This is a genomic window from Nocardia fodinahabitans (genome assembly GCF_052983615.1).
The window spans coordinates 7,581,549-7,602,458 of record NZ_JBRJJC010000001.1 but is presented as its reverse complement, the minus strand read 5'-3'; the positions used below and the strand labels follow the sequence as shown (position 1 = coordinate 7,602,458).

Genomic DNA, 20,910 nt, shown 5'->3' with positions numbered 1-20,910 from the left:
TGCAACGTTTCCGGCCCGCCATCGGCGGTGTCGTACCGGCTCGTGTTGACCATGGTTCTAACCTCTCCAAGTCATTTCGTTGGTTGTGATTCGGTGGAGGGTCCACCGAGGTGTGGTTCGTGGGTCGGGTTGGCGTCCCGGAGGCCGGGAGGTTGGTCGGCCTCCGGGGACGTTCCCCACCCTCGGATCCGACCGGCTCGGGGGGTCGCCGGATTCGGTCCGAGGTATTCAGGTGGTCTGTGCGAAAGGCCCTGAGTCAGGCCAGGGTGATCTCGCTGATCAGAGTCGCCTCGTCGACGGTGCGGTGGTCCGGTCTGCCGGGCGATCAGGAGCTCGGTGCCGGGCCGGAACTCGGCCGGTCACCGCCCACCGCGCCGACTCACTGCTGGTGGTCAACGGTGAGATGCTCACGCAGTGGCGGGTATCAGGCGCGGCGTCGATCCCGATGCCGGCGGTCACCTGTGGCGATCGCGGAGTCGATGGTCGGAATCGTCGCGCCTGCTCGGCGGATCGGTCCGCGTAGTAGGCGTGATTGAACCCCAGGATCGCGGCCGGGCCGCTGGTGGTGTCCTCCCGGGCCGGACCCAGTGACCACCCCGGTGCTGCGTTCGTCGGGGCACGCGAACTCGGTGGCGTGCGCGGCCAGGAGGTCATCACCGCGATCGCCGCCACTGTTGTGGCTACTGCGGCGAGTGTGCACAGCACGGTCACTGCGGTCCACACAAAGCGGCCCAAAGGGGTTGGCGTGGAGTTGATTCGAACGTGGCATACATGCGAGGTCGCTTCCGTTGGGGGCGTGGCTTCGGGAAGTTCGGAAGGTTTGGGTGGCCCCGGAGATCGCGATATCGCCTGGGAACATTCCGGGGCCGCCTCCGCGCGGCCGGGCCGGGTGAGGGGTCTCAGGTCCTCACCGGGGTAGGCGCGAAGGTCATTCAGTTGGTCGGAGTCGCCCCCGTTGGTCGTACGGGTCAGGGCAGTAGAAACAAGCGTTCGTTGGGAGGAGCCGGGACAGCCCGGCGCAGTGACCGGAGTCGACAGCCACCGTGCAGGGTCGTCGGGCGGCGATGTCTTGGACGAAGACGAGGCGTGATCAGGCAGGCAGCGAAATCCATGCGCACACTGGGGAACTGGATGGTGAGGTGGACATCTGGTTCCTCCGGGCGCGGGGACCCACCGCCGGGCGTCATCGGGTGTACTGCCTCGGTAGGCACGCTCGGGCACATTCGAGGACGACTGCCCCGGAGGGCGGAACTTGCTGATGGCCGGGGATATCCACGTTCGAGCCATCGTGAGTCCGGCACTGGCGAGGGCAACGCAATATCGCCCCTCACCGGACGACGACCACCCGCGCTTGCCAGAGCTGTGCCACGACGGCGGGGTCACCGATCGGTCGGATGTCGGACCTTACGAGGAATGTCCGCATTCCGGCGCAGGGGTGGCCGATGATCGGCAACGGCGCGACTCCACGCACATCGAGGGCGGTTTTGACCCGTTGTGCCAGCTCGGTGGGCATCATCACCGCGCCGACGAGCCCGGCTTTCATCGTGATTTAGCCCGGTCGGGGTCGATCACGGTGGGCAGTGAGCATTCGCGGCGGTAGAACTCGCACCGTGATCGTGGTGTTTCGGTGTAGGCCGTGGGTGGTGGGCTGGTCTGTATCATCGGATCTCCTCGGGCACCGGAGTCGTCGGGGCGTGTGGCCCTGTGGTGTCGACTGTTGGCGGTGTGGGCGCGGTGGCAGGAAACCGGCTTGGCACATCGCCTCCGAGCGCGTTGCAGCCAGCTCGGCGCGCGTTGGGCGGAAGGCGTGGTGGCCTCGATGCGGGTGAGCGTGTCGGTTGAAGGGTTCGCGCTAGTACTGGATGACCGCTCCTGCCTCGCCGCGGTGGATTGCGGGTGCAGCTCGTCGGAATGTGCATGTGCGGGCCTCTCTGGTGGCGCTTCCGACAACGAGGGGTACCTGGCCAGCGGCTTCGCTTCGGGTGCCCCGTGATCGGGTCCTGTGTTCAATCGTTGCCTGCCAGCGGCATTGCCGGGTACCGCAGAGAGGTGGCGTTCCAGTGGTATTCCGTGGCATTTCCCGGCCAGGCACTGGGAATTGCGGGTCCTCGTTGTACGCGGGACGTGTTCGTTCGTTTGAAATAAGCTGCTGCAACTGGCCAGCATTGGATCACCCGCCTACGGTTGAGTCGCTAGGGAGTTCCGGTTTCGCCCGTTGCCGGAGACGAGGGACGAACTGGCAGCGGGTGCCCATCCAACCTTGCTGCCCGAGCGATCATCCCGGAAGTCCACGTAGGTACACGCGACACCGCACCGGTACACGGCTGGTACGCTGGAACACAACCCCCTTTCGCCAGGGACCAGGGAGTCGACTAGAAGTGGACAGGAGCAGGTGCGGCGGATTGCGTGCAGCGCTGGATCTTCGCACGAACCGCTCTGTTCGCGCTGGCATCCATCAACACGATCAAGAAGTGGTGCAAGCGACAGGAAGCGATCACCCTCCGCCCTGATCACGCAGACCGGATGGAAGCCATACTCGCTGCGGCGACCCTTGAGCAGCGAGCCAAGTTCGATCAACTACAAACCCGGCGGGCAGTCGCGCCCGGCGTCTTCGAGGTCGACCCTGATCCGCCGATCTGGAAAGCGTCGTGCGAGGACGTCGCCGACGACCTCACTTTGAAGGACCTCCTCGTGGATCGCCGCAAAGCCGCGACAACGCTTGTAGGGTGTTGTCGTCGGCGCGTACCTCCTCGAACCTCTCGAACGCTGGTTACGCCAACCAGCGCGGGACGGCTCGACCTGTTCCGGTCATTACCGGCACCGGCAACCAAGAACTCGACGAACTCGAACACGCCGCGCGATTGTTCCGGGAGTGGGACGACAAGTTCGGCGGAGGACTACGCGCAAAGCCGTCGTCGGCCAACTGTCCGAGGTGAACGACATGGTGGCCGCTGGTACCAGCCAGGGGCGACGCCGGCGTCTCGGCCACATCCGTGCCCTGCTCGCCGAAGCTTAGCAGCCACCATGTCCTGGGACTGCGGTGAGCAGCACACCGCGCAGGGGTATACCTGCTCTCCGCCCGCTCCGCGCGGTGGCGCCGACGACCCGGGGCCTGTTCGCCAACGCACTCGTAAGCTCGCCCGCCAAATGCTGACTCTCCAACCCGAGGGCCACGGAGTGAACGGATCACCCTTCTCCACGCGCGTGCGAACGTGCCCTCGAACTCATGCGCCTGGCCCAGGATGTCGTCGGACGGTCAGTCCCTCCGACCGCTCGCGCGCTGCTGTACACCCGTGAAGCGTGGGCGTACGCCAAACTCGGGCGGCCTGCTGCATTCCATCGCGCCGCCGATAAGGCGCATGGCGCCTTCGGCGACGCCCCGCCCAGCGGAGGACCCGTAGGCTGCATTGCCTCGATGCAGCGGGATTGTCGGGCACACTGGGGGCCGTTTGCTTGAACTCGCCCGCTACTCGCAAGCTGAGTTCGCGGACGAAGCCGCTGAGGCGACCACCTCGGCCATCTCGATGCGTCGCCCTGAACGCTGGCGTTCCAGTGCGCTGGATCGCCTCAGGAATCGCTGAGGCGCGGCTTATCCAAGGCGAGTACGCGGAAGCTCTCCGACTCGGCGAAGCCGCCCTCGAAGATGTCAGTAGGACAAGTTCCGATCGTGTCCGGGCGAAAGTTCTGGAGGTGTATCAGCGCACAGGCGAACACGGCACCAGCCGACCAGCGGCACAGCTGCGAGACATGCTGTACCCGCTGGTGCTGTCCCCGGCATGATGGCGACATGAGGATCAGCGTCACCGGACACATGAACATCACCCCAGCGACAGCCGAACTGGTGCGGGAAGCGGTCATCGATCTGCTCGACGGAACCCCCGATCTCGTGGGGATATCGTGCATCGCGCGCGGGGGCCGACAGCGTCTTCGCCGAAGCCGTCCTCGACATCGGCGGCCAGCTAGAGGTCGTGCTGCCCTCACGCGACTATCGGGAAGCGAAGGTGAAGCCCGACCATGCCGCCCAGTTCGATGCGCTGATCGCTCGTGCCGCCAAGGTGCGAACAATGGACTTCGACAGTGCTGGCCGCGAAGCCTACGAGGCCGCGAACGAGGCGCTCGTCCAGGGCGTAGATCGGATGATCGCGGTCTGGGACAGCCAGGACGGGCAGCGCGCGGGCACCGGCACCGTGGTCGAGCTGGCGCGCAGCACGATCCTCGGTCGACATCATATGGCCAGAAGGCGCAGCGAGGGCATAAACCGCTCCACGAAGTCGCCGGTGCCTACGAGTTGGTTGCCGAGCTGACATCTCCCTTCTGAAAGCTGAGTGAGGTTGGCGATGACAGCCTCCGGTTGAACTTGTCTCGCAGGAGCAGCCGCTCAACCTCTTCGCAGCTCCAGCTATTGCCGGTGCAAGGCCACTTGCTTGCTGGGCGGTTGAACAGGGTGGTGAACCGGTTCAGGCGCACGGCCGAGCGAGCTCCGGGGCGGGGATCGCAGAGTTTCCGCAGTCTCGGCTCCGCGTCCACCACGCGCGTCCCGCTCGCCGTCGCCCGCGAACCGGTCGGGTCGTTCCCGCCGGGGGTGGCGGCGCAACGGTGCACACGACCGAGCCCGAGACGAGCGCTGTCGGCCGCCCGAAAAGGAGTGGAGCTTGGCCACGACTGTGCGGTTGAATGACTAGCCGCGGCGGGTCGCTGCGAGGCCCGCGCACAAGGATGACTGGAGGATCGGCGATGCCGATCGCCACACTGCGAGGCGTGACTCTGGACTGCGCCGATCCCCGGGCTCTGGCCCGTTTTACCGAGAGCTGACAGGCATGCAGCTCGGTTATGACGCTGACGATTTCGTCGCCCTGACCGATGGTTCGGGTTGCGACCCGGGCTTCCAACAGGTCGACGGATACCGCGCCCCCGCGGTGGCCCGTCAGGACGTGCCCCAGCAGTTGCACATGGACCTCAAGGTCGAGGACCTCGACGCGGCGGAGAAGCTGGCGCTGCGATTCGGCGCGGTGAGACCGGACCACCAGCCGGGCGGAGACCGGTGGCGGGTGCTGCTGGATCCGGCCGGTCACCCGTTCTGCCTGGTCGTCGTCTGATAGCAGCAGGATAATGTTCTCCGCTCCAGCCATGTTGAGCCGGTCATGAGTTGCAGGTCGACGCGTCAGCCCGCCGATCCAGATGGGACGGGCGTGGAGAAATTTGCCATATGGGACACAAGGTGTCGGTGTCGCGGGGTCGCCCATGTTCGTTGACTGCGTCTCGCCTTGGGCGCGAATACTCGTCTGCTGATCCGTCGACTAGAGACCCAGGCCTGGCCGATGATCCGGCCCCTGGGCTCTAGCTCATAGTGTTCCGCCACGGCGAACTCATCGGCTGTGGCCTCGTGCTGCAGCCGTGCGCTTCCTCCAGTCGCCGTTGCAGGTCGGTCAGAGCGTGCCGCCTGTGGTGTTCTGCCTGATGGGCAGTGAGCTCGGATTCGATCCCTTGCTGTAATGCCTCGACGGTGGAATTGCGTGCGACGGTGTGCTCGACGGCGGCTCGAGCCTGTTCTTCGGTCCGCCGCGCCTCGTCGGCGGCAGCGGCGTGTTCAGCTCTGGCATTGAGTTCGTTGGCGTGCCGGTTCGCCGCGCGGGCGATGTCGCGAGCTTGCTGGTGAACGTCGCGCCGCTCGCGGTGTTCACGGGTCAAGGTGTTGATGCGGCTCTGAATCGTATTGCGCGCCGCACGTCGGATCAGCGGTAGCGCGTCGAGCGCTTCGCGTGCGGTGGCGAGCGCATCGCTGGTGGCGCGGAGCCGGCTAATGGCGCTGTCGAGTTCGTCAGCGTGCACTCGCGCGGTGTGGCGGGCGTTGTCGGCGTCATGCTGGAGCGCGACGACGGCAGGGTCGGGCTCAATGTCGAGGTTCTCGTGTCGGGTGGGTGCGAAGAACTCGGCCTCGGTGGCGATGTTGCTGAGCCGCTGGGCAAGTCCTTCGATCGCGTCGGCGAGCTCGCGATCGGAAAGGCGCTGCAAGGGATCGAGGACCGGGAGTCGTTGTTCGGTAAGCGGATTATCGGCCAGCCACTGTTGGATGACGGCGCGCCCGGCCGGGTCGAGTGCCCGCCAGTCGCGGCGCAGCATCGCCAACGCCGCTGGCGCAGGGTGTATCGGCGATGTGAGGCATCGCGTGGCGAGATGATCGGCAGGGTCGTGGTCAGGAATACCTGGCCGTTCGTTGTCGCGGCAGGAGTGGCACAGTCCGTCGTCGGAGTGTCGCGGGGGCACGGGGGAACTGGCGTTGCGGGGGCGTTCGATGCTGCAGTCGACACACGGTAGGCCGACGATGGCGGGCATGGCGGCAAGGTCGTAGTCGATCGGAAACCACCTGCGGCTGTTCGGGGACGGTCTGTCGGCGTCAGATCCCGGCTGTCGAAAGGTTCGGCATCATCGCTATAGGTGTCGAAGGCATCGTTGCCCGCTGCCTGGATCGGGTCGAATACCGCCGGTGTAACTGCCGGGTCGACGTGTTCACGATGGTCGTAGACGGGATGGGAGCGGCCACGATCCTGTTCGGTGTCGCGGCGGAAGGTGTGGATCGGTCGAGGGTGTGCACGCGTGGATCAACGCTCGGTGTAGCGGGAATCGTTGGGCAGCCCAGCGAAGTCGAGCTCGCGCGACGGGGAAGCTGTTCTGATAGAGGTTTCCGAGACAGCGGTGAGCACCGCGTGTTCGTCGTCGGAGAGCTCGCTTCTGAATGTTCGGAATGCGGAGACGGCGTCAGAGACTCGTCCTGTCGCGAACAGACGTGCGATGTATTCGACCCCGGTAGCGAGGTCGCCTCCACCGTGGCGACCGTCGATGTCTGCGATGAGGGCATCGTTCGTGGCTGGCGTGCTCGGTTCTGCCGCGACAACGGCGGTCGGCGGCTCGTCGTTGGCGGTTGGTGTTGGCGGTTCAGGTGCGGTCGGAGTTGGAGCCGAGGCGGCTGGTTGCGCTGTCGGGGGCCTGGTGGTGGAGGACGTCGATGCGCCAGGCCAGCGCTCGGTGAGCTGGTCAGGGCGCAGCGGGGCAGCGTCGTCGGGTTGGGCTCCTTGCAGGAGTTCGTGGGCGGTGCTGAGGAGGTCGTGGGGTGCCCAGCTGTTGGTGGCGCGTTCGACCGCGGCGACGACGCGTGGCCACGCCGCTTCGGTGGTGACTTGGTCAGCAAGAACTGTGCCGAGGATGGCTTCGAGGTCGGGCAGCCACTGTGGCCGGAGCGGATCGGCGCCGGTGGTGTCGAGCGCAGACGGTTCGAGTTGCAGGCGCGCCCACAGTGCCGCCGCGGGCATCTCATCGGGCAGCGGGTGGTGGGTGGAGGCGTCGGTGAGCAGGGTGGTGATGTCGAGTCCGGCGCGGTCGGCGAGGTCGATCTTGTCGGCCACGATCGGCCAGTAGGAGTCGGTGGTGATGCGGGGATCGATGTTGTCGACGACTTCGGCCCACCGGTTGCGCGGGAGTGACGGATCCCCGTGGGCGTCGATGATCTGTTGTTCGAGGTGCTGTTGGTGGATCCGTTCGACGTCGGTGTAGCGAGCGGGGCCGGTCGGACGAGCATCAGTGTCAGCGACATGTAAACCTGCCCTCCACACTGCGAGCTCGCCGAGCAAGGCGGGGTCGGTACCCAGCAGCGGTCGCGCCCATGGTGGTGCGGTGCTCGGTGTCCACTGGTGTGTGGTGTCGCGGATCTGTGTGGCGAGAGCGACCACGATCTGTTCGCGGGCCAGAACTGGCTCGGCGAGAGCCTGAGCGATGACACCGCTGGGGAGTCCAGGTGTCCAGGGAAGGGGCCCCGTGCCCGCGGAGTGAGCACCGGTGGGATCCAGGCGCCAGTCCAGCACCGCCGCTGGATCGTCGGCGGTGTCGAGTTCCCGTGTGCCAGCCGCAGCGCGAAGCGTGGCGATTGGATCGGCACCGGTGAGCGCAATCAAGGCGAGGTGTTGGCGCAGTACGGGGTACGCAGGACTGTCGGTCAGGTTCGGGTGAACGGAGTCGGCGGCATGGTCGAGGGCTTCGAGTCGGTCAGGACCGAGTGCGTGTTCGGCGGCCAGGCCGAGAGTGTCGAGGTAGATATCGACCGCGCGCCCGATCCGCAGTGTCGGCTCGAGGCATCGCGCAGTTCGGTGTGTGCGGACTTTTGTGCTCCGTCGCGGGCCATCACGCGGTGCAGGATCTCGATGGCGGTGCGTGGGTAGGTGGCGGGTTGGGTGTAGATCGCGCCTTCGGCACCGTCGAGCGCGGTGACGATGTAGGTGTGGTTGGCGTGGATTCCGCGGGTCATCGCGACGTAGAACTGTTGGCGTGATTCGCGTCCGGACAGCGCGACGTGGCATGTGTCGGCGGTGATTCCCTGCGCGGAATCAATCGTTGCGGCGTACCCGAGGCGCACATGTTGGCGCACATACTCGACCGGCAGCCGCACCGTTTCGTCGCTGTCGGCGCCACGGTGGCGGTGCGAAACGGTGAGTGAGCCGTCGTTGTGGACGTTGGTCACTGTCCAGGAGTAGCCGTTGCGAACCCAGTCGTGTTTACCGAAACGCAGCTTCGGGTTATTGCGTCGCGTGCGCACGGTGTCACCGATCGAGGCGAGGAGTCCGTCGGTGAGAACGACTTCTGGTCCGGGTTCGGCGCCGGTTCGAGCGAGTCGGTCAGCGCGTGCACGGGCGTTTAGTGCCGTCACTACCTCGTGCGTAGGCGCCAGCATGACCGCGTCGCGGCCCGCGAGATCATCGGCGGCCCAAGCTTGGTAGGTGTCGTCGTAGACCGACCCGGTGTGCCCGGCATGGATGCGGTTGTTGTCCAGGTACCAGGCCAGCGCAGCGGGGTCGCCCTCGCGCAACCCGATCGAGGCGGTCGCCTCGGCGGTCGAGGCGAACCGGACCACATGGGACAGGGTGAGGGTTTGTTCGGGGGAGGCGGCGTTCATGTCGGCGTCGGCGCCGTAGGCCTTCGATCGAGGGGAGTTGTTTGTCGTCGCCGATGCAGCGCACCGTAGCCCCGCGTCCAGCCAGAAATTGCAGCAGGCATAGCCGTTTGGTGTTGCCTAGTTTGACGTGTTCGTCGACGATCACCAGGGTTCGGGAGTCGATATCGAGGACCCATTGGGGCAACGCGGGTGGATGATCACCGGCGATGGAGGGGCTGTTCGGGGTGGGGGTGTGGCGGTTGATGACGTCGAGGAGTTTGTCGACGGTCTCTGCCCGGGTGCCGATCGACTCTCCGAGCACCGCGGCCGCGGCTGCGGTGGGGGCCATCCCGAGCACGGTTCCGCCACCGGAATGCCATGCGGTGGTGAGGACTTGCATCGCGGTGGTTTTGCCGGTTCCGGCCGGGGCGTTGGCGGTATGGACACACAGCCCTGAGGTGGCGAAGGAGGAGATGACACCGATCTGGTAGGCGTTGAGCGGGCGATCGGGGTTTGCGGTGTTGTAGTCGGAGACCGACTTGGCCACCAGTTCCGCGTCGAGAACGCGGGCGCCAGGTTCGACCGACAGCTCGATCAACGCTGCTTCGGCATCCAGGGTGGATTCGGTGGTGTAGATCTGGGAGTTCGCACGGACATGGATAGCGGTGGAGTCGTTGCGACCCAACCACGTCGGCGCTGCTCGCAGCACCGGTTGTCCGGTGAGGTCAGGGTCACCGCGTGCAACTGCTGACGGTGGTGACAGCGCTTCGGCGACAACCCTTTCCGGGATCCAGTGCCAGTCGGCTGGGGCGATTCGGCCGCGAAGTTGGCGTTCGACCTCGGCACGCAGGTTGAACACCCGCCATGTCGAACGCCGCGCCGAGACTCCGGCCAGGGCGCGCTCGGCGGCCGCGGTGATGAACGCGGCATCGGGACTCGGTCGCGGTGTCGGCGGCGCTGACATCGCGCGGGTCACGATGTTTTCGATGGTGTCGCGCCCGTCGAACAATTGCCTGGCCTGGGCGGCCCAGATGTCGCGCTGCTCAGCGAGTGAGGCCACGAGATGTTTGGTCGGGCGGGTTTCCAACGTCGCGCGATCGGACAGGTCATAGACCTCTTTCGGGGATGGTTCACGCCCGAACGTTGTCTGGAATGCTGCGGTGAGCTGGTCGAGGCGCGCGACGATCGCCGCACCCCGCTGCGACCACGAATCGATCAACTCCAGTGGGACACCGACAATTTCACGGATCTGGACCTGTTCAGGCGTGCGCCCGGGTCGGGCTTCGAACTGCAAATCGAGGTCAGCTTCGAGGTGGTGCTCGACTCGGGAGTCATAGATTTCCGAGGCGGTGACGACGGCTTCGTGCAGGGTTTTGGAGTCGATGGTGCGCCATTTGCCGTCGAGGGTGCGGACGCGGTTGGCGATCAGGACGTGGGTGTGCAGGTCGGGATCGCCTGCGCGGCTGTCGCGATGGGTGAATCCCGCGGCGACGATGCCGTCGACGTCGACCTGCCGGATCCCGTTGCGGCCCAGGCGAGTGAAGATCGCGTTGTTCTCCAACCAGTTCAACGCATCTTCGATCGCGCGCCGATGCGCGGCCTCGATCCGCTGCGAAACCTCGGGAGAGGCGAGCGCCCACAGGACGGAGACGCTCTTGACGGGGCTGAAGGTGATGTCGAAACCGGCGACGGCCGCGTGTTTCGGGCGCGAGTTCTTCGCGACCCATCCCGACAATTCCCGGGCATTCAATGGTGGGCGGTCGTACTCGTTGCGGAACATTTCTGTCGCGACTTGTGTGCGGATTCGTGCGCGTTCGTCGTCTCCGATTGCGGTGGTGGGTGGGAGGTTCTGCTCGGAATTGTGTGCGCGGAAGGCGTCGGAGCATTGTTTCCTGTACTGGGAGTGGGCTTCATAGACCGCGAACTCGTTGCCCAATTTTGATGCTTTCTCCGCGGCTCGGGTGGCTTCGCGGTCGTTGGCACCGAGGGTGATCTGGTGCGCGTAGACCCGGTCTTCGATCTGTTCGGCGTTCGGGTGGATGCCCAGTCCGAACAGTGACTTCATCTGCGACTCTGTTACTTCCTCGCCCGGTTGGATGTCGAGCGCGGCGAGGCCGGTGCCTTGCCAGCGTCCGGGTGCTTCGCCGTGGGCTGAGTAGTAGTCGGCCAGCGAGGAGCGCCCACGCGCTGTGGTGTCGTTGGCGGCGATGTTGCGTAAATAGTACTGGTATCCGTTTCCTGCAGAGACTCTGTGAATGGTTGCGACCATGCCTCCATGAAGCGGCGATAATTCGCGCTGCGCAAGGGGTGAATTTTCGAATTGGACTACGCTGCACAACTTTCGACAACTCTCGACGCGGAAGTTATCGAATTGCAATTCCTGAATGCCAGACGTCTGCTTGTTTTAAAGGGGGGAAGGGGCTGGAAGTGAGAGTGAGACGGGGTGAAGAAGGGGATGCGATGGCAGGCTGGTGGAGGCGGTGGATGGTGTGGTGAGGCGGTGCAGTGGGCGGGAGGACGGTGATGCAGGGGGGCGGCTGTCGCGGCTGGAGCGGTGGGAGCCTGGATGCTCGTGGCTGCCGCGATCACTCGATGCCGTGCGCGCGCCGGCCACGGCGGCTTCGGTGTCGTATTCCGGGGACGGTCGGCGAAGTTCAGGACCAGTATTGCGGGCACAGGTGAGCCCGACTGGGGCAAGCGATCTGAGCCAGCGGGTAGGCGCCCTCGTGCCGGGTGGAGCCGAGAGCTCCGGTGGGTTCAGTCGATCCCGTCCCCGGCAGGTCGGCGGCGGGTTCCTTCGGGGGTGAAGACGAAGGAGTCTGCGAACGGGCCGGAGCCGCAGCGGATCGCGAGCAGGATCGCGTCGATGTGCATCGGCGGCCAGGTCGGTTGCGTGTCCGCATCGACACCGTTCCACAGATGGAAGATGACCATCGGATCGGACTTGTCCGCGGTTGCGTAGGCCAGCGTCTTCTCATACAGGGGGTTGGTTCCGCCGAACAGCACACTGGGTTCACCGAAGGCGTCGACGACATCGCTCCAGGAGTGGTCCTGCTCGGCGAACGGTTCGATCGAGCCGCGCAACTGGGCGTACTCGTCTGGTGTCAACGTTCGATCCAGCCTGAGCCAGCCGTGATCACGGGCAGCTTCGGCATACATCGACGGCAACGCGGACTTCAGGTTGTCCGGTAGCAGTCGTGCGAGGGCACCCTGGACGCCGGTCGGGGCGAAAGCGTTCCGATCACGCCACGACTCGTAGACCTCTTCTACGCTGTGGCCTTGGTCCTCGAGATAGAAGAGGTGGTCGAACAGTGTCCACAGGGCCGCCTCACCGCCGAACATGCCCAGTCGCCGCAGCATGTCGTTGACTTGGTCGATCAGGTACATGCGCATTTCGTGCGCCGAGCGGACCATCAGAGCGTTTCGTCTTCCTCGCGACCGCCGGGGCAGGCCCGGCAACCAACCGATACGTTATGCGCGGATCATGGTGCCATGCGCGGATCGGTCAGGTGGGACCGAGACATGGTGCCGGGGCACGCGACGCCCCGCCGTGGCGAAGTGCTGGCCTACTCGCCGAATCAGATCGAAGGCGGATGTTGTTCACGGCGGACTCCGTTCGGTTTTCGTGGATCAACCCGGCTGCGGGAGGTGGAGCCAGCCGACCGCAGCGCACGCGTAGTGACGGATACCGCGGGCATGGTCGGTGCCGAGGGCAAAGACATCCCCGACCGACAACGACCGCAGGCGCCGTCGATACCAGCGGCGGGTGTGGTGGAGGTCGCCGGGACCGGGGTGATCGTTGAGGGCGGCGAAAACTCGCTCGAGGATGGCGGGATCGTCGTCGGCGGTTGCGCGCACGGCGTGATCGAGCAGGAATCGGTCTGCCAGCAGGAAGATCCCACCGGGGCGGTAGCCGTGGATCAACGAGTGCGGATCAGTGGACAGGTACACCGTGACCATAACCGGCGGCACAGGCCGACCTCGGAGCTGGGCGAGGCGTCGGCGGCGGGCACGCAGGTACCGGGCGCGGTGGTACACAGCGGAACTCTTCGAGGTGGAAGGGAGGTGATCGGCTGGGCACCGCGAAACGCGCGGTGCCCACATGACAGGTCGGGGCGGCCAGGAAGTGGTCGATGTCGATCGTGGGACCGTCGGTCCAGGACACGATCGCTTCGCGGGCGTCCGACCAGAATCGCTCGGGCCGCAGCGTGAATGCCGCAGTGGGCTAGCGTCGTTGCAGACGCCGTCGCAGCAGGACGCTGTAGCCGGCGGTCTCGGAGGGGTCGTGCGGTGCGATGACGAGTTCGACACGTGAGCCGTCGGCGCGGCCGAGTGTGGAGCCGACCATGTTGTCGAGGGCGTAGGAGTTGTCGCGGTCGAGGTGTTCGGCGCGGGTGGTGTCGAGCATGTCGAGTGCGTCGTCGGCGGTCAGGGCATCGGCGAGGAGACGATCGGCGGCGTAGAGGGCGTAGGTCGTGGGCGACACGATGCTCATCGGGAACCGCCTGCGTCGGAGGGAGCCGGGGTGGAAGCGGTGGGTAGATGGGTGCGCCGCGGCGGGGGCACGTGATGCCAGCCCACAGGCGCGCAGGCGTAATGACGGGTGCCCAGCGCCACCACGTCGCCGACCGACAACGACCGGTTCCCGCAGCCGTACCAGTGCTCGCTGAGATACTCGTCGCCCTCGTCGGGGTGGTCGTTGAGCGCGGCGAAGATCCGATCGAGAACGACTTGATCGGAGAACTCGCGTCGAAGATCCGGCTAAGGATCGTGTAGTCGGCGGTGCGCATGGAGATGTCGAGCGCGAACCGGTCGGCACGCACGAGCTGCGAGGCGGGGGTGTAGCCGTGGACGATGGTGTGAAGGTCGGCCAGATACACGGTGACCCACACGACGCGCGCACGGCGGGCGCGTTGGCGGACGTGGCGACGTCGGGCGCGGGTGTGTCGGGGACGGTGGAACACCGAGAACCTCCGTGGGAGAAGTGGGATCGGCTGGGCACCGATCGCTCGGTGCCCAGCCGGAAATCAGTTGAACGTGAACAGGGCTCAGACTGCGGCGGGAGTCGTGGCCGCGGGTGTGTGCAGGCCGAGCCAGACCCGGCACTTGGTGCAGAACCCGTCGTCGTGGATGGGTGTGCACTGGGTGCAGCCCTCGCACCGTCCGTGCCGCATCCCGGCAGGCAGCTCTCGTCGGCCGCGGCGCGGTGAGCGCGGCGCGGGCACCGGATCGGACGCGTCACGCTCGGGCACCATGGCGCGCCGGGCAGATCCGGATGTTCGAGCAGGAACCGGTCGAGGACCTGAGTCATCCACTCGGGTGCTCGACGCGCGACCTCGGCGATCAACGCCCGCGCTGCGCGCGGGTAGTGCTCGGCGAAGTAGGCGCAGTAGGCGGCGGCGAGGTCACCGAGACCGAATCCCTCTGGCAGCGGTGCCAGGCCGAGAGCGCCGTCGGCCCGGCAGTGATCGCACAAGCCGTCATCGGAGCGCACCAGCCCGTCGTGGTGGTGGAGAGGACGCTGGTCGACGGCGGGGCGTTCGACAAAGCACGACACGCACCGCCAGCCGTGGACCGGGATCATCGCCTCGGCCACGTCGTCGATGCTGCTGCCGTAGTACTCGCCGGTGTCGCGTCGATCGGTGCGTGAGGCCAGCCCGGTGCGGCGCTGCGCCCAGACCATGCTGTTCTCCAGCGATTTCACCGGCGCCCCGGCGAGGGCGCGATCGAGTGTGTGCTGGTGGGCGACGAACTGGCCGTACTGGTGATCCCAGATCGCCTCGGTCAGCTCGGCCGGCTTGGGTGCGGGCTCCCCGGGATAGCGCGGCACCCATCCACGCGGGGCGTGCTCTTCGCCGATCACGCTCACCCCGCGGGCGACCAGGGCTGCCAGCTTGCGGCGCAATCGGTCCTGTCGTTGGAAGTCGGTGTCGACGAACAACGACTCGGCGACGTAGTCGGTGACGTGGTCGGGTTCGACCTCGGCGCGGCGGCGCTTGCCGCGAGTGGCCAGGCGAGCACGGATCTGCTCGGGTGAGAGCCGAGACGCGTCGGTGTCTCGCGACGGTGTCAGGTGCAGCCGCGACGTGGCGCTGCGCCAGTACCGCATGGGCTGTCGTGGCATCTCGGCGACCTCGAGCTGGACGTGCAGCTTGGCGATCTCCTCGTCGACGCTCGTGCCATACGCGGCGGCGCGGGCTTGGGCGATCTTGTCCAGGACCTGATCGTCGTGGCAGTGCAGTCCCGGGTCGGTGTCGGGCACCAGCTCGACCAACCGTTCTCGTTCGAGTTCATCGCCCTCGATCCAGCGGGCACGCAGCCGACGCAGCGCGGCCTGGTAGGGATGCAGGGTGAACACGTCGACGAGGTAGTCGAGCAGGTCCCAGTCGGCGTCGGTCGCCAGATCCAGCACGTCACGGAATGCCCGCTTGGCTGCGCGCCGATCGAGGTCGAACATGATCGCGATGTGGCCGATCGCGGTGAGGAACGCTCGCGTGCTCGGCACGGGCACCTCGGGGTCCGGGACGGGTGCGGGCGAGCTGGAATCGGGGATGGCGTACCAGTCGGCTTCGGAGGCCACGGCGCTCGTGCCGTGGTCGGTGGCGGGTGCGGCGAGAATGGTCACGGGGATCTCCTGACAGAGTCGAGATGACGGCGGCACCCGAGCGCGCTGGAACGCCACGCTTTTCGCGAAACGAGGGGTGCCGGGCTGGGGTGGGCCCAGCCGAGGGCGATAGACCAGGACGGCGGGCGACACGGCGGAGGGAACGCGCCTGGGCGTGCGGAAACGAATTCCTGTACGCGACCGCCGGATCCGGCTGGAAACGGCACGGGAATTCGTTTGCGCCGGGCGCGGGCCCGAGCCGTGGCGCACGACGGCCTGGTAGCCCTCGAGCGGCTGGGTCCACCCCAGACCGTCACCCCGGACCCACCTCCACCGACCCGACTGCGGGGCCGGTGGAAACGAGCACGACGGCACGGACCTGGAAGCCGCCGGTCAGAAGGGCGGCTCGTCGGCGGACACGCCCGCCACGGCGCTGGCGAACACCGGGGTGGCCCACGGACCGTCTCCGGCACGGTCGCCCGCCGCGGAGTTGTCGGTCGACCACGCGTCGGCAACGGCGGCGTCGCGGCTACCGACGGAACTGGCCGGGCGAGTTCCGGATCGGCCGAATCCGTTGGTGGCCTGGTTGCCGTTGCCGTTGCCGTTGGTGCGGGTGACCTTTGCTGTGGCGTAGCGCAGGCTGGGCCCGATCTCGTCGACGTCGAGCTCGACCACCGTGCGCTTCTCGCCCTCGTTGGTCTGGAAACTGCGCTGCCTGAGCTTGCCGACCACCAGCACCCTCGCGCCCTTGCTCAGGCTTTCCGCCGCGTGCTCGGCGACCTCGCGCCACAGGTTGCACCGCATGAACAGCGGCTGTCCGTCACGCCACTGGTTGGTCGTGCGGTCGAAGACCCGCGGAGTCGAGGCGACGGTGCAGTTGGCCACCGCCGTTCCCGCGGGCGTGAACTTCAGCTCGATGTCGGAGCAGAGATTCCCGATCAGGGGAAGCATCGTTTCGCCTGCCATAACAGTCCTTTCCAATCATGAGGAGGGCAACACAGGTCCCGAAGTGCGGGAGGTTCCGATGTCGCGGAAGCGAATCGGGATCGAGCGGATCTGCGTCGACGGGTCGTAGGAGCCGTGCCGCGCAGGGGGGTGACCGGACGGCCCACCACCGGATCGCTACGAGCGCGCCGATGCCGACAGGCCCGCGGAGTTGGTTGTTGATCGCAGCGATGCCGCCCGGCGGCGGATCAGCAGATTCGGTCGTCCTCGGTCGGGCGGAGGTCGATGCCGAGATCGGCCGCGACCTGAAGCCCGAGCTGCGCGATCCTGCGGATGTTGTCGGGGTGCAGTCCTTCAGTGAGGGACACGTGGAGCAGGACTGCCATCGGATGCGACGGCTCCGCCTGCAAGGCTGCGTCGAGGCAGACCGCGGCGTGTGTGCCGTGTCTGCGGTAATAGGCGTCGTAGCCGCACAGCACCGCGGCCTCGGCTCGATCATGGCCGGTGCTGGCTCGTGCGATCAGGTGCCACAGCTGTTGGGCGGCAGGGGCCAGCGCGGTAGCGGCCAGCCCGAACATGACGTCGCGGATGGTGCGGTCACGCAGCGCGGCCACGACAGCGGCAAGATCTGCTGGAGCACAACCGGCGTCACCGAAATCAGCGATCAATGCCAACAGCCACTTCGCGGTGGCACGCTGGTGGGTGTTGCCCTGGTCGTCCACGACAGCAGCGGCCAGGCTGTCGCGGTAGCGCGTGATCGCCGGGCCGAGATGCGGTTGCACCTCGGCGGCCAGGACGGGATCCGGGTAGAGCAGTGCGGCGATTTCCTCGCGTGAACTCCGTATCTGAACGCCGTCGAGGACTTGGGCCAGCGCGATCGGCGAGGCACGGGGATCGGCCACCAATCCCGTGCCGCCCGCGTCGAGCCCTGTGCCGTGGACATCGAGCAGGCCGTGATACCGCGCGCCGCTGGTGATCGCGCGCACGAACCACGCGTTGGACAGTCCGACGGTCATTTCCCGCAGCAACCGCACGGCCACACACGCGGTCTCGGCAGCCCGGGGGCGGTCATCGACGATCACCGCCATGGCGCCGACGGCGCCTTCGTTCTCGCAGATGACATCGAGGCGGTTCACCATCTCGTCGGCGCTGGGCAGATCGGTGATGGCGTCGACGTCGAACCGAAGTGCCGAACGGACCATGCGTTCACCGGCAGGCACCCCGTCGGATCCATCGGAGCGGCGGATCAGGACCAGGATCACCGACCGGGTGGGAAAGAATCCGAGCATCGCGGGCAGGGAAGCGATCAACTCACCCGGGGCGTCGAGTTTCAACCTCCCGTCGGCCTCGGTGCCGAGGTCGGACTCTGTTGAACGTTCATCGTCGGCATTCATGAAGGTGCACTCCTTGGGAAGGCAGGGATGACGAAGGGCTGCGCAGTGAGGGCGCTGGCCTCGGCTGTGGTGGTCACCGGCGAATTGGTCGAGGGTCGTTCGTCCAGAACGGAGCCCACCGCGGACCGGAACGATCGCGGCGGCCCTGGAGACGCTCGGAGGACGTCGCGTCAGGTCTGCCCGAGCTGTGGTTCGTCGGACAGCCACCACTGCTGCTGGCAGGCGGCGGGGGTGACGAGTGATCGATTACTGTCGAACGCATGTGCGAATCGGTGGTGTGTGTATCGACGCGGCCGTATCTACGCGAGGGCACGCGGACCGAGCCCTGGCCGCGGTTCTGTCCGAACGGCCACCGCCTCGGGCCCGGCCGCGCGCTGGTGTCCGCAGTGCCGTGTCGCCGGATCGGCGGTCACCACCGCACGACCACCTGCCTCGCGTGTGGAGCGAAGATCTACAGCCCACCCGCCCACGACGACTGCGAGTGCTGAACCACCACAGACCCGACGGTCGTGCCGGGCGTCATCGATTCTGTCGTCGCCCCCCGACTGCGGATGGTTCAGTCAGCCGAACTGGTCGTAGTCACGGGGATGATCGGGGGTTTCGGCGCTGTAGGAGGCGCCCATCCCGGCAGGGAGGCGGAACCCTTCCCATATCGTCGTGATGCGCCAGCGGTGCATTCCGCGTTGTGGTCGATCGCTGATCAGGACTTGGACGATCCGTTTGCGGGCGCCGGAGATCTTGGACTCGCGCACATAGGCGACCAAGTCATGGAAGTCCTCGAAGTGCGGCCCGTAAGCGTTCCACGCGGTGTCGTAGTCGTTGCGCACCAGCAGCCGAAGCGGCATGTGGGCGGGACGGAAACGCTCCGGCATCTGCACTCCTTGCACAAGAGGTGCGGGTCATCGGGAACTGGTGGCCGGTCGCGCGTTGTCCCGGGTGATCGACATCGTGGCGAGGTCGTGGCATCGTTGCGGTCTTCATGTCGAAGATCCGCCCGCCCGGGGTCAGCGACCGGCGGTAACGTTGATCGGGCACAGGTGCCGCGCGCCGGCCGGGTGGGATTCGGCGTCGGTGTAGCTCCAGTGGCGGCCGTCCCAATCCGGGAACTGTCCGCGCCAGCGCCTCATGGTGTGCTCACCGAGCGCGGCCGCCGAACCGGCGCCACCGGCACGTTCGGCGCGGTCGAACTCGGCGGCAGTCACAGTGAGAGTCGTCGGCGGGTCGATCTCGGCCATGGAAATCGCATCTCCTTCAGAGGTGAGGTTCAGGGACAGACAGATGTGGCAGGTCTCGGTGTACGACGATGTCGCCCCTCCGCCATGCAGAGCGCATCGTCGGCGAACAGGCCGAATCGTGATCCGTTCTCACGCTGGCGAATCCGGGGCAGGCCCAACGCGGGGGCTGCGGGTCAGTGGAGTCCTCGCACGGTTCGCAACTGTGTCCAGGCAGCGTCGGCTTCGCCGCGGGCGTATTGCAGGCGCTGGTAGGTGTGCTGGCGGAGGGCGCCGACGGCCTCGAGCTCGCGGGCGAGCCTTTCTCGACGTTCGTGGGTGCGATGATGCCGATAGCGGGCGGCGCGCTCGTCGGTGAGGTATTCGCCGGTGATCGCGACGACGGTGTCGATGACGAGTTCACGCCGTGTCGGCTCGACGGTGTCGAGCGGGAATCCGAGTTCGACGTGGAAGCGTCCGGGCTCGCCCAGACACACCGCGGCGGGACCGTGCCCGTGATCGCCGGGCTGGAATCGGACGAGCACCCGCGGGTACCCCAGCAGATTGCCCTCGACCCGCGGACCGAAGAACTGCGCGATGACCATCGGCCGGACCTGCGGTATCGCGTCGACGAATGGGCGGTGTTGGCCCATATCGAGGAGGACCTCACCCGACAGCGGGGCTCTGTCGGCGGCGACGAGGGTATAGGCCGCCGCGAACTCGTTCGCGAACTGGTTGGCACGGGCGTGATTGCTGGGTTCGAAACCTGCTGCGGGCATGGGGGAATCCAGGTCTCTCCTGGTCGACGGGGAATGGTGGCGCGTTCAGCTTGGACGGGCGCGACGGCTGAGTGCTCGGGTGCGCCGATCCATGCGGTCGCTACGGCGGTGCTCGGTCGCGGTGCCGGTGAAGTCGGTGGTGACGATCTCGGTGCGGGGCGGGCGCTGATGCCAGTGCGCGTCGTAGTAGGCGGTGTCGACGCTGCATCCGGGGTCCAGCTCGATGCCCGTCGCCGCAGCGAACCGGCGGTATTCGGCGTCACCGCCGTGCTCGAGCATCTGGTGCTGTCCGCTGTAGCGGAACGGTGCGCAGTTCTGCGGGATCAGGAACACTCCGTACCGTGCGAGGCGGGCGGCGACCGCGATGGCCTGGTATTCGAACCGCGGTCCGCGATAGCCAGCACTGTTGGTGCGGGGTGTGGCGGGTCCGAATGGTGGATTCGCGATCGCGGTGTCGAACAACCCCCACTGATCCCGGGCCAGGTCGAAGATGTCCGCGCACACCCATGTCGCCTCGGGAACGATCTTTCGGCCGATGGCGACGAAGTGGGGGTTGGTCTCGACACAAACCAACTCGCGCACAGACTCTCGACTGGACCCGAGTCCGGGATCGCGGCAGGCGAAGGCGAGGGCTCCGATCCCCGCGCACAGGTCGATGACCCGATCGCCGATGACATCGAGCGACAGGCAGTGCGCCAAACCGACCGGAGTGAAGAACGCCCCGTCGGTCTGCCTGGTCGTCCCGGTAGATTCCTGAAAGTGGGTGAGGACGAACAACTTCTCGTCCTCGGTGAGATCGCGACGGACACCGGCCAGGCCCAGTGCTTCCCGATGCGCGGCGGCCTGAGCGCGGGTGAGTCTGCCCATGGCGGATCGACCTCCGAGAATGTGAGGAGGCCCGACCGCGGTGAGGTCCGGGTCGGGCCGAGGATGGATGGGGAGCGAGATCGGCTTGTCGAGGTGGCCGTTGGGTGCGCGACCGAGCCGCGCAGTGCGCTCTGATCCGATCAGGTGGAGGGATTCCAGGTACGGGCTTCGACGAGACGCCGCACCTGGT

At 66.7% G+C, this 20,910-nt stretch carries 17 protein-coding genes and 1 pseudogene; 2 read left to right on the top strand and 16 right to left on the bottom strand.

Annotation, left to right across the window (positions count from 1 at the left end; all coding sequences use genetic code 11):
• Positions 1-279: 279 nt before the first annotated feature.
• From NV348_RS36520 to NV348_RS35890, 3 genes are all read right to left on the bottom strand, one after another.
• Positions 280-654 carry a DUF8176 domain-containing protein gene (locus tag NV348_RS36520; RefSeq protein ID WP_495885085.1) on the bottom strand — a complete coding sequence of 125 codons (375 nt, stop codon included), beginning with the start codon at positions 652-654 and terminating at the stop codon, positions 280-282.
• Between the two features lie 673 nt (positions 655-1,327).
• Positions 1,328-1,543: a hypothetical protein gene (locus NV348_RS35895; RefSeq protein WP_447150888.1), complete on the bottom strand. Its 216-nt coding sequence runs from the start codon at positions 1,541-1,543 to the stop codon at positions 1,328-1,330.
• A gap of 2,024 nt (positions 1,544-3,567) precedes the next feature.
• Positions 3,568-3,858 carry a hypothetical protein gene (locus NV348_RS35890; RefSeq protein ID WP_447150887.1) on the bottom strand — a complete coding sequence of 97 codons (291 nt, stop codon included), beginning with the start codon at positions 3,856-3,858 and terminating at the stop codon, positions 3,568-3,570.
• Between the two features lie 143 nt (positions 3,859-4,001).
• Here NV348_RS35890 and NV348_RS35885 point away from each other — a divergent pair, with 143 nt between their 5' ends.
• Positions 4,002-4,304, top strand: coding sequence for a hypothetical protein (locus tag NV348_RS35885; RefSeq protein ID WP_447150886.1), 303 nt, complete (start codon positions 4,002-4,004; stop codon positions 4,302-4,304).
• 513 nt (positions 4,305-4,817) lie between these two features.
• On the top strand, positions 4,818-5,096 hold the full coding sequence (locus NV348_RS35880; RefSeq protein WP_447150885.1) for a VOC family protein: 279 nt from the start codon (positions 4,818-4,820) through the stop codon (positions 5,094-5,096).
• A 241-nt stretch (positions 5,097-5,337) separates the two neighbouring features.
• Here the strand turns inward: NV348_RS35880 and NV348_RS35875 are convergent, their stop codons facing one another.
• From NV348_RS35875 to NV348_RS35815, 13 genes and pseudogenes are all read right to left on the bottom strand, one after another.
• Positions 5,338-6,120 carry a hypothetical protein gene (locus NV348_RS35875; RefSeq protein WP_447150884.1) on the bottom strand — a complete coding sequence of 261 codons (783 nt, stop codon included), beginning with the start codon at positions 6,118-6,120 and terminating at the stop codon, positions 5,338-5,340.
• A 479-nt stretch (positions 6,121-6,599) separates the two neighbouring features.
• Positions 6,600-7,946: a hypothetical protein gene (locus NV348_RS35870; RefSeq protein WP_447150883.1), complete on the bottom strand. Its 1,347-nt coding sequence runs from the start codon at positions 7,944-7,946 to the stop codon at positions 6,600-6,602.
• 41 nt (positions 7,947-7,987) lie between these two features.
• Positions 7,988-8,899: a hypothetical protein gene (locus NV348_RS35865; RefSeq protein WP_447150882.1), complete on the bottom strand. Its 912-nt coding sequence runs from the start codon at positions 8,897-8,899 to the stop codon at positions 7,988-7,990.
• A gap of 124 nt (positions 8,900-9,023) precedes the next feature.
• Positions 9,024-11,189 (bottom strand): annotated as a pseudogene (mobF, locus tag NV348_RS35860) (MobF family relaxase); the annotation flags it as partial.
• A 488-nt stretch (positions 11,190-11,677) separates the two neighbouring features.
• Positions 11,678-12,334, bottom strand: coding sequence for a hypothetical protein (locus tag NV348_RS35855; RefSeq protein WP_447150881.1), 657 nt, complete (start codon positions 12,332-12,334; stop codon positions 11,678-11,680).
• Positions 12,335-12,550: 216 nt separating this feature from the next.
• On the bottom strand, positions 12,551-12,892 hold the full coding sequence (locus NV348_RS35850) for a hypothetical protein (RefSeq protein ID WP_447150880.1): 342 nt from the start codon (positions 12,890-12,892) through the stop codon (positions 12,551-12,553).
• A gap of 253 nt (positions 12,893-13,145) precedes the next feature.
• Positions 13,146-15,545: a hypothetical protein gene (locus NV348_RS35845; protein WP_447150879.1), complete on the bottom strand. Its 2,400-nt coding sequence runs from the start codon at positions 15,543-15,545 to the stop codon at positions 13,146-13,148.
• A 372-nt stretch (positions 15,546-15,917) separates the two neighbouring features.
• Positions 15,918-16,490, bottom strand: coding sequence for a single-stranded DNA-binding protein (locus NV348_RS35840; RefSeq protein ID WP_447150878.1), 573 nt, complete (start codon positions 16,488-16,490; stop codon positions 15,918-15,920).
• A 227-nt stretch (positions 16,491-16,717) separates the two neighbouring features.
• Positions 16,718-17,863 carry a DUF4192 domain-containing protein gene (locus tag NV348_RS35835; protein ID WP_447150877.1) on the bottom strand — a complete coding sequence of 382 codons (1,146 nt, stop codon included), beginning with the start codon at positions 17,861-17,863 and terminating at the stop codon, positions 16,718-16,720.
• A 560-nt stretch (positions 17,864-18,423) separates the two neighbouring features.
• Positions 18,424-18,735 (bottom strand): hypothetical protein, encoded by a 312-nt coding sequence (locus NV348_RS35830; RefSeq protein WP_447150876.1) that lies wholly within the window; start codon positions 18,733-18,735, stop codon positions 18,424-18,426.
• A 132-nt stretch (positions 18,736-18,867) separates the two neighbouring features.
• Positions 18,868-19,098: a hypothetical protein gene (locus tag NV348_RS35825; RefSeq protein ID WP_447150875.1), complete on the bottom strand. Its 231-nt coding sequence runs from the start codon at positions 19,096-19,098 to the stop codon at positions 18,868-18,870.
• A 173-nt stretch (positions 19,099-19,271) separates the two neighbouring features.
• The gene (locus NV348_RS35820) at positions 19,272-19,853 is read right to left on the bottom strand and encodes a hypothetical protein (protein WP_447150874.1); all 582 of its coding nucleotides are present in this window, start codon (positions 19,851-19,853) and stop codon (positions 19,272-19,274) included.
• Between the two features lie 45 nt (positions 19,854-19,898).
• Positions 19,899-20,720, bottom strand: coding sequence for a class I SAM-dependent methyltransferase (locus tag NV348_RS35815; protein ID WP_447150873.1), 822 nt, complete (start codon positions 20,718-20,720; stop codon positions 19,899-19,901).
• Positions 20,721-20,910: the final 190 nt, after the last annotated feature.